The 12862-nt window shown below is 42.2% G+C and carries 14 protein-coding genes and 2 tRNA genes; 4 read left to right on the forward strand and 12 right to left on the reverse strand.

Annotated features, from left to right (window positions below; translation table 11 throughout):
• Window positions 1-50 precede the first annotated feature (50 nt).
• Both QZ735_RS16750 and QZ735_RS16755 read left to right on the forward strand, forming a co-directional pair.
• Window positions 51-122, forward strand: a tRNA-Glu gene (locus QZ735_RS16750).
• Window positions 123-217: 95 nt separating this feature from the next.
• Window positions 218-289: transfer RNA gene (locus QZ735_RS16755), tRNA-Glu, on the forward strand.
• 393 nt (window positions 290-682) lie between these two features.
• On the opposite strand, the gene QZ735_RS16760 is transcribed toward QZ735_RS16755, so the two are convergent.
• The 10 genes from QZ735_RS16760 to QZ735_RS16805 form a co-directional block, all read right to left on the reverse strand.
• On the reverse strand, window positions 683-1624 hold the full coding sequence (locus tag QZ735_RS16760) for a transporter (RefSeq protein ID WP_294250838.1): 942 nt from the start codon (window positions 1622-1624) through the stop codon (window positions 683-685).
• Between the two features lie 10 nt (window positions 1625-1634).
• Window positions 1635-2678, reverse strand: a complete 1044-nt coding sequence (locus QZ735_RS16765; RefSeq protein ID WP_294250840.1) for a cytochrome c peroxidase — start codon at window positions 2676-2678, stop codon at window positions 1635-1637.
• Complete coding sequence (locus QZ735_RS16770) at window positions 2671-3498, reverse strand: MbnP family protein (RefSeq protein ID WP_294250845.1); 828 nt, start codon at window positions 3496-3498, stop codon at window positions 2671-2673. The genes QZ735_RS16765 and QZ735_RS16770 overlap by 8 nt, the downstream gene beginning before the upstream one ends.
• Window positions 3499-3738: 240 nt before the next feature.
• Window positions 3739-4107: a hypothetical protein gene (locus QZ735_RS16775; protein ID WP_294250848.1), complete on the reverse strand. Its 369-nt coding sequence runs from the start codon at window positions 4105-4107 to the stop codon at window positions 3739-3741.
• Between the two features lie 6 nt (window positions 4108-4113).
• Window positions 4114-4788, reverse strand: a complete 675-nt coding sequence (locus QZ735_RS16780; protein WP_294250851.1) for a superoxide dismutase — start codon at window positions 4786-4788, stop codon at window positions 4114-4116.
• A gap of 118 nt (window positions 4789-4906) precedes the next feature.
• Window positions 4907-5584 (reverse strand): SCO family protein, encoded by a 678-nt coding sequence (locus QZ735_RS16785; RefSeq protein WP_294250855.1) that lies wholly within the window; start codon window positions 5582-5584, stop codon window positions 4907-4909.
• Entirely contained in the window at window positions 5571-5846 is a 276-nt protein-coding gene (locus QZ735_RS16790) for a YHS domain-containing protein (protein WP_294250860.1), read from the reverse strand. Before QZ735_RS16790 ends, QZ735_RS16785 begins: the two co-directional genes overlap by 14 nt.
• 192 nt (window positions 5847-6038) lie before the next feature.
• Window positions 6039-6401 carry a hypothetical protein gene (locus tag QZ735_RS16795; protein WP_294250863.1) on the reverse strand — a complete coding sequence of 121 codons (363 nt, stop codon included), beginning with the start codon at window positions 6399-6401 and terminating at the stop codon, window positions 6039-6041.
• A 619-nt stretch (window positions 6402-7020) separates the two neighbouring features.
• A complete protein-coding gene (locus tag QZ735_RS16800) occupies window positions 7021-8982 on the reverse strand; it encodes a heavy metal translocating P-type ATPase (RefSeq protein ID WP_294250867.1) in 1962 nt (653 codons plus the stop codon).
• Window positions 8983-9865: 883 nt separating this feature from the next.
• Window positions 9866-10111 carry a hypothetical protein gene (locus tag QZ735_RS16805; RefSeq protein ID WP_294250869.1) on the reverse strand — a complete coding sequence of 82 codons (246 nt, stop codon included), beginning with the start codon at window positions 10109-10111 and terminating at the stop codon, window positions 9866-9868.
• A 144-nt stretch (window positions 10112-10255) separates the two neighbouring features.
• Between QZ735_RS16805 and QZ735_RS16810 the strand changes: the two genes are divergently transcribed.
• Window positions 10256-10465: a hypothetical protein gene (locus tag QZ735_RS16810; RefSeq protein ID WP_294250873.1), complete on the forward strand. Its 210-nt coding sequence runs from the start codon at window positions 10256-10258 to the stop codon at window positions 10463-10465.
• 189 nt (window positions 10466-10654) lie between these two features.
• A complete protein-coding gene (locus tag QZ735_RS16815) occupies window positions 10655-11047 on the forward strand; it encodes a hypothetical protein (RefSeq protein WP_294250874.1) in 393 nt (130 codons plus the stop codon).
• Between the two features lie 142 nt (window positions 11048-11189).
• Here the strand turns inward: QZ735_RS16815 and QZ735_RS16820 are convergent, their stop codons facing one another.
• Both QZ735_RS16820 and QZ735_RS16825 read right to left on the reverse strand, forming a co-directional pair.
• Window positions 11190-11609, reverse strand: coding sequence for a Fur family transcriptional regulator (locus QZ735_RS16820; protein WP_294250876.1), 420 nt, complete (start codon window positions 11607-11609; stop codon window positions 11190-11192).
• A 10-nt stretch (window positions 11610-11619) separates the two neighbouring features.
• Window positions 11620-12861 carry an efflux RND transporter periplasmic adaptor subunit gene (locus QZ735_RS16825; protein ID WP_294250879.1) on the reverse strand — a complete coding sequence of 414 codons (1242 nt, stop codon included), beginning with the start codon at window positions 12859-12861 and terminating at the stop codon, window positions 11620-11622.
• Window position 12862 lies beyond the last annotated feature (1 nt).

Raw genomic sequence — 12862 nt, forward strand, 5'->3', positions numbered from 1 at the left:
AAAAGCAAATTAACTAAGCACGTTAATAAACTGGCTTAATAAGTATAGTTGGCCCGTTCGTCTATCGGTTAGGACCTCAGATTTTCATTCTGGTAAGAGGGGTTCGATTCCCCTACGGGCTACAAAACAAATCACTTGCTAACCGGTGATTGTTGTAAGAGTTGACACTTATAAAAACAAAAAAATAACTAACACACCATTAAGGTGGAAGATAGCTGGCCCGTTCGTCTATCGGTTAGGACCTCAGATTTTCATTCTGGTAAGAGGGGTTCGATTCCCCTACGGGCTACTTAAAAAGAGATTCAATTTGGATCTCTTTTTTTTGTTTTATCCTGAAAAGAAACCTCATAGGTTTTAAAAACATATGAGGTTTAGATTCCTTCATAAAGACTAAGAGGTACCGATTTTTCAGGAGCTTTATCCGGCTCTTCGCTACTACTCCTCGCGCCGGCACCTCTAATCCGTTCACTCCATCGCTAAACCCATCCGCTTCCCGACGCGCCAATCCCGCTGTGGGGTAACCGCTGCGATCCGGGCTAGGGCATCAGACTTTTGATAAACCGGTGACACCATAACAAATTCTATAGGGTTAAAACCCTCCAAAACAACTCTTCTGTTTATCCTTAAAAAAACCTTCAGGCTTTTAAAACCTGAAGGTTTGGCAATATGAAACGAAATTCTGCTAAATTCCGATATTCAGGAAAATGCTGAAGCGGGATTTTGCCTCAATATCCCCTCCGGCCAGATGAGAATACATAGGAAGCATTACTTCACTTCCCAGGCTGAACCTTTTATAAGCAGTCTCGAATCCGACCTTTCCGTACAGGGCATTTCCGGCTGTATCCGGCAAAGCTTCGTCAAACTGCCGGTTCCGGCCATACACTTCTCCCTGCAGCCCTGCCTTTGTGGAAAGGATGATGTTTCCTGCACCGGAAATCTGATAGAATCCTGTGGCTGCATAATTCCACTGGTTTCCGAAGCGGTAATATTTCCGGTTCTGTGTTTTTACCGTGTAATCCGTATTCAGGAGAAATGCGGTCCTGTTTTTCCGGAACTGATAATTCAAAGCCAGCTGATAATCCCAGCTTCCGGTGCCCAGCTGAAAGCTCGGATTGATTCCCGAAAGGCCCTTTTCGTCAAATTTCCCTAATGGGATTTTTATTCCGATACCGCCGTTAAGCTGATGGATCCTGTTTTCTGAAGTCAGCAGCCGGTAAATTCCCATCAGGCTTGCATCGCCGATGCCGCTGATACGGATAGTGCCCTGCAATGTCTGCTTCTCATGGAAATGAAACAGAAGGCTTGCGTAGATGCTCAGCTTTTCAGTAACCGGAACCTTTGCCCACAGCTGGAGGGTATTGAAATACTGGTCCTGCGTCACATCATCAACAAATAAATTTTCTTTCGCCTTATAATGCTGGGCAAAATATTTAATCCCGATAAACTGGGGATTCAGCAGCGATTCAAATCCGGAAGAACCGTTTCCTGCTGCACATCCGCAGGCATCGCAGTCTTCCGGAACAACAATATACCCATCGCGCGGAATGGAAATACTGTCGCTGACCGTCCCGGCATACATGGCCTGGATCATCATCAACGCCATCAATACAATGATCTTCTTCATATCGACTGCTTTATTCCGAAAATGCCGGATTGGTGATGAATTTTTTATCGGACAGGGTTTTCAGGAAAGATATAATCCATTGTTTTTCCTGAGCATTCATCGCAATTCCGGTATGTCCGTTCTGCTTCAGTTCAGGATCAAGGTTCGGGTTATCCGTAACCCCTTCCGAATAGAAGTTGAGGACCGCGTCCAGTGAGTAAAATCTTCCGTCATGCATATAAGGTGCCGTATATTCTACATTGCGCAGGCTCGGAACCCTGAATTTCATCCGGTCGGCAGGATCGAGCGTTACACGGTAGCGGCCCTCATCCTTAAACTGGGCATTATAGTACATTCCGGTATTCCTGAAACTTTCGTCGGTAAACAATTCCCCGCTGTGGCAGGAAGCACACTTCTGCTGAAAAAGATGCATCCCCTGGGTTTCCTCTGCTGAGAAACTTTCTTTTCCCTGCTTCATCCGGTCGTATTTTGAATCGGCAGAAACCAGCGTAACCATGAATTGAGAAAGCGCCTTCAGCACTCTTTCACCCGTAATATGTTCATCGCCGTAAGCAGCTTTGAACAACTTTTTATATTTCGGATCGGCATTCAGCTTGGAAACGGCTTCCGGCATTGAGCTGTCCATTTCATCTTCATTGGTGATCGGGATAATGGGCTGTTCATTTAAATTATGGATCACGCCGTCCCACATATACCGTTTCAGGAAAGCCATATTCTGGATCGGCGGCGCATTCCTGATTCCGGTCCTGTCGTCTACGCCGTGGCTCACCGGATGGCCGTGATGCGTAAAAGCATTTTCCTGGATATGGCAGAAGCCGCAGGAAATGGTATTGTTCCGGGAAAGCCTGCCTTCGTAAAACAATTTTCTTCCCAGCTCCACTCCATTTTTCGTAACCGGGTTTCCGGAGGTATCAAAAGTCACTGCAGGAAAATACGAAGGAAATGAAACGTTGTAAGCCTCATCTTTTTCCAGTGGCTCGATCACTTCACCGGAACACGAAACAAAAATCATAAACAGAGGAACAGCGAGCAGGGTTTTGATTACTCTAATCATTGTGAACATGGTCTGCTTTAAACATTTTCGTCAGGTTATCGGTGATCTTGACCAGGTACGGTCCGGATCCCATCATCATATTGTTCGCCGCATCCAGAATAAGCGGGTTTGTTCCGCTTAGATATTGATTGAAATCTGCCAGAATATGGACTGAAGGCCTGATTTGTCCGGTCACCCTTGCGGTGGCAGGAAGATCCAGGGTAATTTCGCGGTAGAGATCGGGGGTGCCGTTGGCTTCGGTATTGCCCATATTGCCGGTATGGTTCATGAATTCCGTATCAGGAGAGCCCGCGCCATACTTCCCTTCCAGCTTTACAAAGATATAGCCGGCCGCCCAGGACCAGGTCATGCCTTTCTGTTTGGCTTTATTCCAGAACTCCGCCTGTCCGTCCTGCCCCAGCAGGTAAGCCTTCTGGCTGATCCCCAATCCGAATTTTATCTTTTTATAACGGCCTGTAGGAACTTCAGTAAGATTCACGTAGACAATCCCTGCCACGGCATCCGCCTGGTCGATGATGAAAGCACCTTTGTCGGGATTGTTTTCATTAAACCTGAACTCATTTCCGGCTTCATCGATTAAAGCAATATTGCTGATGACGTATTTAAGATTGGAAAATTGATGCTTCTGCCCGGCTGATGAAGTCTGTACGGTCTGGTTCAGCACAATATCGCCCAGATTATTAAAGCCGTTTTCAAATTTTAACTGGAGGCTTCCTTTGGTTTCGGGTGAATTCTCCTCCTCACCGTTGTTCCGGCAGGAAATAAAAGTGGAAAAAGTAACAGCTATAAGAAAGAGTGATAAAAATTTATAAATTTTCATTGTTGATTTTTTAAGTTGAATTTTTTTGATGAGGGTTTCCTTTGTTTGCTCAACGGTCATCCTGCAGGCAGAAAAGTTTTATTTTTTTCACCTGGTACAACAGTTGGGCGGGCTCAGTATAAAACAACTGAGCAAAGGACACCGGTATTGCGCACCGACACTGGTTTTAGCGGTAATCATATTTATTTGATGATTTGCGCTGATACAGTGAATACAAAATACAGTGTTTAAAAAAGACAACTAAAAAACCGGCGGTCTGAAAACCGGTTGTGAGAACAGAAAAGAATACGCCGTTTCGTAAAGGAAGCCGGAATCTGAAGAGACCGGTTTCCGGGTATTGTTGATGCCGGCAATTTCAGGAAGAACATAGAAATCCAGTAATTTCTGTCCCGGATTTTTTAATTTGCTGAAAGGAAGTGAACCGGTATCGGTAGTTTTTGCCATTTCTTTACTGAGGTAACACATTCCGTTGCAATGAAGTTCGGGCCTGTTTTTGTTGATACACAGGACCTTGGAGATATAATCATAATTTACAGCATATTCCACCAATGGGATCAGAGGCCTGAACACCACGAAAAAAGTGAGGAATATGCTGCAAATAAGGTTCATCGATTATTATTTCTTGCTAACCGCTTCTTCGTACCTTCTGCTGATTTCTTTCCAGTTGGTCACATTCCAGATGGCTGTCAGATAATCAGCTCTTTTGTTCTGGTATTTCAGGTAGTAGGCATGTTCCCATACATCAATCCCGAAGATCGGCGTTCCTTTTTCCTCTACGACATCCATTAAAGGATTGTCCTGATTAGGGGTTGAAGAAACAAAGAGTTTTCCGTTTCTATCCACGGACAGCCAGGCCCACCCCGAACCGAAACGGTCGGCTCCTGCCTTTGCCATTTTTTCTTTAAAAGCATCCATACTTCCGAAAGCATCATTGATGGCTTTTGCCAGTTTTGCAGAAGGCTGGGTATTTTTTACCGGTGTAAGAACCGTCCAGAACAGTTCGTGGTTATAATGTCCGCCTGCATTGTTTCTTACCGCCATCGGCAGTTTCGATGCATTTGACATGATTTCAAACAAGGTCTGCTTTTCCTGCGGTGTCCCGGCAATGGCCTTATTGAGATTGGCTACGTACGCTGCCGCATGCTTGGAATAGTGGACCTCCATGGTTTTGGCATCGATGTTTCCTTCCAACGCATCATAAGCGTACGGTAAAGGCGACTGTTTGAACTGGGCAAACGCAAACTGCGCCGCGAAAACTGCACTTAAAGCAGCTACTTTCATAATCTTCATAACGTTCCGTTTTTGTGGTTTATATCTATTTTTGATGGCAAAGAGAGGAGACGAAAACCGGGGGACTTTTCCTAATATAAAATCCCGGTTCCACAGCTCTACTTTCCTGTTTCACCTTTTATTTCAACAGCTTCCTGATATCTTCGATCAGCATTTCCCGGTCGGGATGGTATTTCCCGGTCAGTTTCGGCGTTTTTCCTTCCGGATCTTCATAATTCAGTCCAGAATAATACAGGATTGGCATGTTGTCTTTATTGTACCGGCACCGGATATTCCCCTCTTTGTCAACCAATGCGATCATTCCGCTGTGGTTGAGGCTTTCGCTTTCGTCTTCCTTATCCCCAACATAAATATTGAACTGGTCTGCCAGTTTCCCGATATAATCCCTGTCGCCGGTGAGAAAATGCCAGTTGGAAGATTTCACCCCGATTCTCTGGGCATGCTCTTTCAGCAATGCCGGTGTATCATTTTCCGGATCAATGCTGATGGAAACAATTCCAAATTCAGGATCATTGATTTCATCTTCAATAGCTCTCATATTGGTATTCATGACCGGGCAGATCGTCGGGCATCTGCTGAAGAAAAACTCTACGAGATATACTTTCCCCAGCATCTCTTTATTGGTAATTTTCTTATTATTTTGATCTGTAAGCTGAAAATCCGGAACTTTCTTGACTGTATACAAGTTCTTTTTAAAATACCCCATTCCGATCCCGATTCCCAGAAAAAGCAGTGCCATTACCGCCAGCGGAACAATAATCCTGCTTTTAGATTGCGGTTTCTTATTTCTGGACATATTTCTCCGGATTCTTTTTAAATTCATCTTTGCAGTACACACTGCAAAAACTGTACGTTTTATTTTTATATACCGCCGTATCTTTCATATCCGGTTCGGTCGGCATATGACAGATCGGGTCTACCGCATTGGCAAATTTTACTGCCTTTGCATTTGATTTTGCTACAGGAGCAGCTTTTTTATGTTTTACTTTAGGCGTTTCCTGGGCACACGCCATCAGGGAAACCGACATCAGTGCCGTTAAAATAAGTTTTGATTTCATTTTTAATTGAAATTGAAATTAATAATATAAAAGGAAAAACAATTGAATGTAAACTAAATTTAATCCTGCCGGTCAGCTCAATACCAAGGCGATAACCTCCTGGATAGAGGATCTTCGTATTCACCACCAAATAAACCTCAGCAATGAGGCTATGTTTGAATGACCGTACGTATTACATTCAGTGAAAATAAATTAAGCTAAAGGAGGATGGAATATCCTGGAGAAATATTCCGAAGTATGAAAATCAGTGTACCCGGATTTAATCTTTGTATTGCTGATATCAAATGGGGTACCGTCTGAAAAAGAAAGGATTTCATGGGAAAGGAATACATCCAGCCCGGTAAGCTTTATGTTCTGGCCGTTGTTCGACTGCTTTTCCGTTTTAGAGAGTTCTTTTTCCAGATAGCATTTCCCTTTACAGGTAGACTGTGGGACGTTTCTGTTTTCGCAAAGATTTTTCACGATATACTCATAATGTACAGCATAGCTGATCAGCGGCAATACCGGACGAACTGCAATGGTAAAAATAATGAATATGGAAATGAAAAACTTCAACCGATGATTTTTGTTTTTACAAATATACCACTGAAATTTGTTTTATGGGCAATTATGATGAAAGTCATTTTTAGAACGAAAAGCAAAAGCAGATTATTTTACACATAAGAAGTTATAAGTTAAGATTAAAATTTTGAGAATATTTTAGAGCACATCAGAGCGAAAATCAGAGATTTTCAATGGGTTTATCCTGATGGTGGCGAAGGTACCTGAAGCTACATAATCATCGGTAGAAATCAATGAAATCTGTGGAAATTTAAACCACAAAAGTCACAAAAGACTATCAAACGAATCATAAAGTTATCATGTTGGATGCTGAAAAGTTCACTAAAGTTCTAAAAATCTTTGATTTTTAATCTCATGTGACCTAAAATATTTTCAAGCTATTCAAACTTTCTGCGACTCATGTGTTAAACTGTGCGCAATCATCTGTGGAAATCCGTGCAATCTGCGGCTAAATAAATTTGGGCTAAAGCCGGATGGAAGACATCCTCTTTTTAAACGGGCTAAAGCCTGTTTCTATTGAGTATACTATGCAGCTGCATAAAACTCACACATAAAGATCCGTGAAAATCTGTGCACTCTGTAGGAAATCAAATGAACCCGGGCACCCGGCTTTCTAAAATTTCATCCGCTGGATTCTTACCGCATTCAGAATGGCCAGCAAGGCAACTCCGACATCGGCAAAGACCGCTTCCCACATGGTAGCCAGCCCTCCGGTTCCGAGAATGAGAACGACCGCTTTCACTACAAATGCCAGAACGATATTCTGCCATACAATTCTTTTGGTCTGCTTTGCGATGTTGATGGCCATAGGAATTTTGCCCGGCCGGTCATCCTGGATCACCACATCTGCCGTTTCGATGGTTGCATCGCTGCCAAGTCCGCCCATGGCAATTCCGACATCGCTTAGTGCAACCACCGGGGCATCATTTACCCCGTCTCCGATAAAGGCTACGGTCTGTTTTTTAGATTTAATCTCCTTTACCTTATTCACTTTATCTTCCGGAAGCAGGTCACCGTACGCCTCCTGAATACCTAATGTATCAGCTACGTGCTTTACAACAGAAGATTTGTCACCGCTCAGCATGGTGGTCCTGACGCCTAATGATTTCAAGGTATCAATGGTGAACCTGGCATCAGGCTTTATAACATCTGCAATTGTGAAATAACCGGCAAAATTCTTATCGTATGCGACTGCAATAACCGTATAGACAATACTTTCCGGATTAAAGTCATAACGGATACCGGAAGCCTCCATCAGCCTGAAATTCCCGACCAATAGTTCCTTTCCGTTAACGGTTGCTTTCAGGCCCTGTCCTGCAATTTCCTCTATATTTTCCAGCTTTACGGTATGATCAATCTCTCCGACGTATTCGTGGATGGCAGTGGCAACCGGATGTGAACTGTTACTTTCCAGTACATTGACGAATTTCAGGATTTCATCTTTATTGACAGCATCACTGAATTTTACTTCCTGCACTTTAAAAACACCTGCCGTCATCGTTCCGGTCTTATCCATTACCACATGCTGAACTGTGGCCAGTACATCCAGGAAATTGCTTCCTTTGAACAGAATCCCGTTCCGGCTTCCTGCTCCGATTCCCCCGAAATATCCCAGTGGAATAGAAATCACCAACGCGCATGGGCAGGAAATCACCAGGAATACCAATGCCCGGTACAGCCAGTCACGGAATTCATAATTCCCGACAAAGAAATACGGCAACAAGGTAATTCCGATGGCCAGAAACACCACGATCGGTGTGTAGATTTTGGCAAACTTCCGGATAAACAGTTCGGTGGGAGCTTTCTGGGAGGTAGCATTCTGCACCATTTCCAGGATGCGGCTCAGTTTGCTGTCTTTATAAGCGGCGGTAACTTTTACCTGGCTGACGGTATTCAGGTTGATCATTCCCGCCAAAACCGCGGCTCCTTTCGTTTTGGTATCGGGTTTACTTTCACCGGTCAGTGCAGCGGTATTAAATGATGCTGTTTCCGATAAAAGTTCACCGTCAAGGCCCAGCTTTTCTCCGGATTTTAACTGAATAATATCGCCAATATTTACATTTTCCGCTTTAACGGTCTGCGGCTTTCCGTCGCGGAGCACCGTTACCTCATCGGGCCGCTGGTCTAGCAAAGCCTTGATATTGGTTTTTGCTCTTGTAACGGCCATCGCCTGGAAGACTTCGCCAACCGAATAGAACAGCATTACCGCTACCCCTTCCGGATACTCACCGATCGCAAAAGCACCCACCGTGGCAATTCCCATCAGGAAAAATTCGGAAAAAACATCACCGTTTTTTATGCTTTCAAAAGCTTCTTTCAACACGGGCATTCCTACGGGAATATAAGCAATAAGATACCAAGCCAGGCGGATCCAGCCGGCAAACCAGTCAGGCTTTACGGAATGATCCAGGATGATCCCGGCTGACAGCATTGCAAAAGACAGGATGGCCGGAAGAAACATCTTAAATACGGATTGACCTTCCGTATCGTGAGAATGACCGTGATCATGGTCATGATCATGGCCTTCGTGGTGGTTATGTTCCTTTTGCGGTTTTGTACTGCAGCATTCTTCCATGACGGTAATTTTTAATCAAAGGTAGGGGTAAAGCAAATGCAATGCTATTGCAAACTTCTGAAACGGTATTCAGGGATAATCCGGCAGAAGACCTCTTTTTACCGGTGCTATGAGCGATCTCCGAATCTTTTCGTGGTCAATTGTCTTTGCAGACAGCATTTTTCCCGCTTCCTGAAAATTATCGGTAAGAAAAACATTTTATAATCGTATTCAGGTCGCTAAAATGTATAGTTTTGCTCTTTCAAAAAATACTGAAATGGAACAGATTCATAACAAATATCCTATTTATTCCCGTCTGCTTATTCTACTTATCGGGCTGATATATGCATTCTCAGTTTCAAAAGATCCCGTATTGGGTGACAGCCTTGTCTTTACCCTGATGGCAAACAGCGGATTTGATTTCAATTCCAATGCAACCAACCATATTCTCTATTCCAACCTGCTGGCATTGCTTCACCAGATATTCCCTTTTATAAATATACATTTTCTATGTGTAAGTATAAGTGTCATTTCCGGTGTACTGTGTTTATTCTTTTTACAGAAATTATTGAACGTATTTAATGTTTCGCAAAAATCCATCTTCATGTGTATCATGATTTTAGGTTTTTCTTTCACATTCTGGCGGGTGTCGGTCATCACGGAAGTATATACCTTTTACCTACTGTTTGTTATCCTGTTTTTAATTAATTTTTTTCTTTATTTAAAGGAGAAAAATAAAAAATATTTCTTCTTCACTTCTCTTTTACTTGGACTGCTTCTCTTAATCCATATTCAATCGATTCTTTTTTTTCCCGCTTACGTTTATCTGATTGTTAAAAATTTCAGGATACTGAAAAGAAACAGCTTTTACGGGTGCATCATTGTTGTATCATTTTTTTCGGTTTTACTGATTCCCGTTGTGCTTGGACATCATCCTTTCGTTAATCTCTTCGTAATGAGCGGCAGCGAAAATGAGGTATTTTCTATTAATTTTAATGTTGTTCTGAAAAGCATCATCAGAAACTCCGGCTTTCTGCTGTATAATTTCCTTTTTTTCCTGATCTTTATCTTTTGGGGAGTTAAAGACAAAGCAAATTTTGATTATACCATCATTTTTATCACTCCATTTGTAGCTTTCTGTGTAAAACATGATGTTTCAGATTCCTATGTTTTTCATCTTGTACCTTACCTCTTTCTTATGGTATATATAGGCAAAGGCATTGATCAATTCCCTAAAATAAACATATTGCTGCCTCTCCTGTTGCCCTTACTGTACTTTTCTACAGCTAAAATTATGGGAAAGACATCTGTCGGAAAAAATATTGAAAAGGAAAAAGGCTTCAAAGGAGGGGTTGATTATATGTTTTTCCCTTCTTTGCACAATACCCCGGATCTAAGCCTCTTTCTGGAAAGATACCAGACAGATTCTCTATATGAAAAACCGGAATTAAGAGCCATGCATCCGTTTGTGTTGAAATGGGAAGACGTCCGTAAACAGTATTGATTTGAAGACTGTGTTTATAAATTATGAAATTTTTTTATATCCTTTTTTCTTATCCTACATTTTACCATTTGTTAATCCCAGGAAACAACAAGTATGATTACACCAAAAAAATATGATAATTTTTATACAGAAAGAAATGCATCTCTATTAGGCAAAATTTATTCAGGATTTAAATAATAAATTTAAAATATGAAAAAAATAATAATGATACTATTCTTAGGTTTGCTTTCAAGCTGCGATCCTGGTTATAACATATATATTGCGAACAGATCAAAAAGTAATATTCTCATTGAAACAGATCCTGCAATTAGTAGCAGAACATTTTTTAGTAATAGCAATCCGGACAATGACTCTGTTCTTTCGAAAAAAGTTTACTCATCAAATGCAAATAATTTATATAAATTAACTAAAAATCAGGAAATTAGATTATTTAGTAATGTAGGATTTCTGTCCCAAAATTATTTCCCATACAAAAGCGTGAAAATAATAAGGGATTCAGATACGCTGAAAATTGATAAAAGTAATCTGATGCAGAAGATCATTAAAAAAGAAAAGGGTCTTTATTATATAAACATAGAGTAATTTATATTTGTAATAAAAGAACCTATTTTAATGTAAATAAAACAGCCCATTGTCCATGACAGTGGGCTGTTATTTGAAATAGCCTGCACATCCGGATTACGCTTTGTTTCCGCTACAACATACCGTATCAGGAAAAATAAAGTCAGGCCAGACCCTCCAGACAGTGCTCGCAGATTCCTTTGGCAAAAAGCCTGATCTCATCGATCCTGAAACCGGTCTGCATGTTTTCCGGAAAAGAGATTTCTTCTTTACACGTAGTTTGTTTACAGATTTTACAGTAGAAATGCAGATGCCGGTCTTTATGCGTATTTTCGTTGCAGCCGTCGTGGCAAAGCATATATTTTGTGGTTGAATTTTCCTGAATGCCGTGGACGATTCCTTTTTCCTCAAATGTTTTTAAGGTACGGTAAATCGTGGTGCGGTCTGCGTTGTCGAAATGGCTTTCGATCTCGGATAAAGACAGGGCTGCTTCCTGCGAACTCAGGAAATCATACACCAGGATCCGCATGCTGGTGGGCTTGGTATTCTTGTCAATTAATTTGCTTTCAATATCTTTCTTCATATTTCTGGATTTAATGGTCATGCCCGCCCGAATTGGTCAGTTTTGCATTGATGAAATAAGCACCTTTCACGGCAATTTCCGCATCAGCAGGAATTTCTTTCACCGGAGTGACGGCTGTGTACCCCATATCGGATGCGCCTTTAATGACTTCCACTTTCTCAAAGTTAGTGGTTTTCATTTTTGTATTACCTTGGTTTTCTCCTGTTTTATGGCTTTCTTCAGCATCATGACTTTTATCCGTTTTTACGAATACATAGAATTTACCGTCGGCTTCTACAATGGCTTCATCGGGAATGGCAGGGGTTACCGTTTTGTCAAGGCTTACGATTCCGGTGATGTTCATTCCGTCGATCAGCCCGGTTTTATTTCCGGTAACATTGGCATGAATAGAAATCGTTTTGCTGTCATTTTCAAACGAAGAACCAATGCTGTAGATCTCCGCATCATATTCGGTTTCGGGATTATTGGTCAGTTTAAAATGGACTACCTGCCCTACTCTCATCCTCGGCAGGTCTTTTTCAAACACCTGGAGATCGAGGTGGATGGAATTGTTATCGATGATTTCCGCTACCGGCGACGAAATATCCACATAACTCCCGATTTGTGACGCAATGCTGCTGACCGTTCCGCTGATCGGTGCCATGATGACAAGACCGGATCTCATATTCCCATTGTTTATTTTTCCAGGACTGATTCCCATCATCCTGAGCTGCTGTACAAGCGATGACTTTCTTGTACGAAGGATTTTCAGTTCTGCATCGGCACTCTGCAGGTTTTTCCGGGCTCCGGCATCATGATCGAAAAGCTCCCGCTGCCTGCGGTACTCCTGTTCAGCATAAGCGATCCTGCTGTTTACGGTTAAATAATCTTCCTGAAGCCTGATGAATTCCGGATTGGCAATCGTAGCGATCACCTGTCCTTTCTTCACGGAACTTCCGACCTGAATATTCAGGGTTTTGATGATTCCGCCGTACAGGGAAGTTACCGTTGCTTTGTTGTTGTTCGGCACCCTCAGCAGGCCGTTGGCTTTTATGGTTGAGGTAAGTTCCTTCATTTCGACATGCCCCAGCGTAATTCCTACGGTCCTGATCTGTTCCTGCGTTAATGAAGCGGTGGTCTGCGGAACTTCCTGATGTTTTTCTTCCGGCTTTTCCGTTTCGTGTTCTGCATTTTCTGCTGCTTCTTTTTTACCACAACTGAAAATAAAAACAGCTGAAAATAAAAGTAATTTAATGTTATAGTGTAGGTTCATG

The organism is uncultured Chryseobacterium sp., assembly GCF_913776365.1.
Taxonomy (GTDB): Bacteria; Bacteroidota; Bacteroidia; order Flavobacteriales; family Weeksellaceae; genus Chryseobacterium.

Excerpts from the sequence above, each read along its gene's own strand:
- QZ735_RS16805 (WP_294250869.1), bottom strand. The coding sequence starts at position 10,111 with ATGTTTTACACAGAAAGCTACAAATGGAGTGATAAAAATGATGGTATA.
- QZ735_RS16810 (WP_294250873.1), top strand. The coding sequence starts at position 10,256 with ATGGGAAAGACATCTGTCGGAAAAAATATTGAAAAGGAAAAAGGCTTC.
- QZ735_RS16775 (WP_294250848.1), bottom strand. The coding sequence starts at position 4,107 with ATGAACCTTATTTGCAGCATATTCCTCACTTTTTTCGTGGTGTTCAGG.
- QZ735_RS16790 (WP_294250860.1), bottom strand. The coding sequence starts at position 5,846 with ATGAAATCAAAACTTATTTTAACGGCACTGATGTCGGTTTCCCTGATG.
- QZ735_RS16825 (WP_294250879.1), bottom strand. The coding sequence starts at position 12,861 with ATGAACCTACACTATAACATTAAATTACTTTTATTTTCAGCTGTTTTT.
- QZ735_RS16785 (WP_294250855.1), bottom strand. The coding sequence starts at position 5,584 with ATGTCCAGAAATAAGAAACCGCAATCTAAAAGCAGGATTATTGTTCCG.
- QZ735_RS16800 (WP_294250867.1), bottom strand. The coding sequence starts at position 8,982 with ATGGAAGAATGCTGCAGTACAAAACCGCAAAAGGAACATAACCACCAC.
- QZ735_RS16765 (WP_294250840.1), bottom strand. The coding sequence starts at position 2,678 with ATGATTAGAGTAATCAAAACCCTGCTCGCTGTTCCTCTGTTTATGATT.
- QZ735_RS16780 (WP_294250851.1), bottom strand. The coding sequence starts at position 4,788 with ATGAAGATTATGAAAGTAGCTGCTTTAAGTGCAGTTTTCGCGGCGCAG.
- QZ735_RS16820 (WP_294250876.1), bottom strand. The coding sequence starts at position 11,609 with ATGAAGAAAGATATTGAAAGCAAATTAATTGACAAGAATACCAAGCCC.
- QZ735_RS16770 (WP_294250845.1), bottom strand. The coding sequence starts at position 3,498 with ATGAAAATTTATAAATTTTTATCACTCTTTCTTATAGCTGTTACTTTT.
- QZ735_RS16760 (WP_294250838.1), bottom strand. The coding sequence starts at position 1,624 with ATGAAGAAGATCATTGTATTGATGGCGTTGATGATGATCCAGGCCATG.
- QZ735_RS16815 (WP_294250874.1), top strand. The coding sequence starts at position 10,655 with ATGAAAAAAATAATAATGATACTATTCTTAGGTTTGCTTTCAAGCTGC.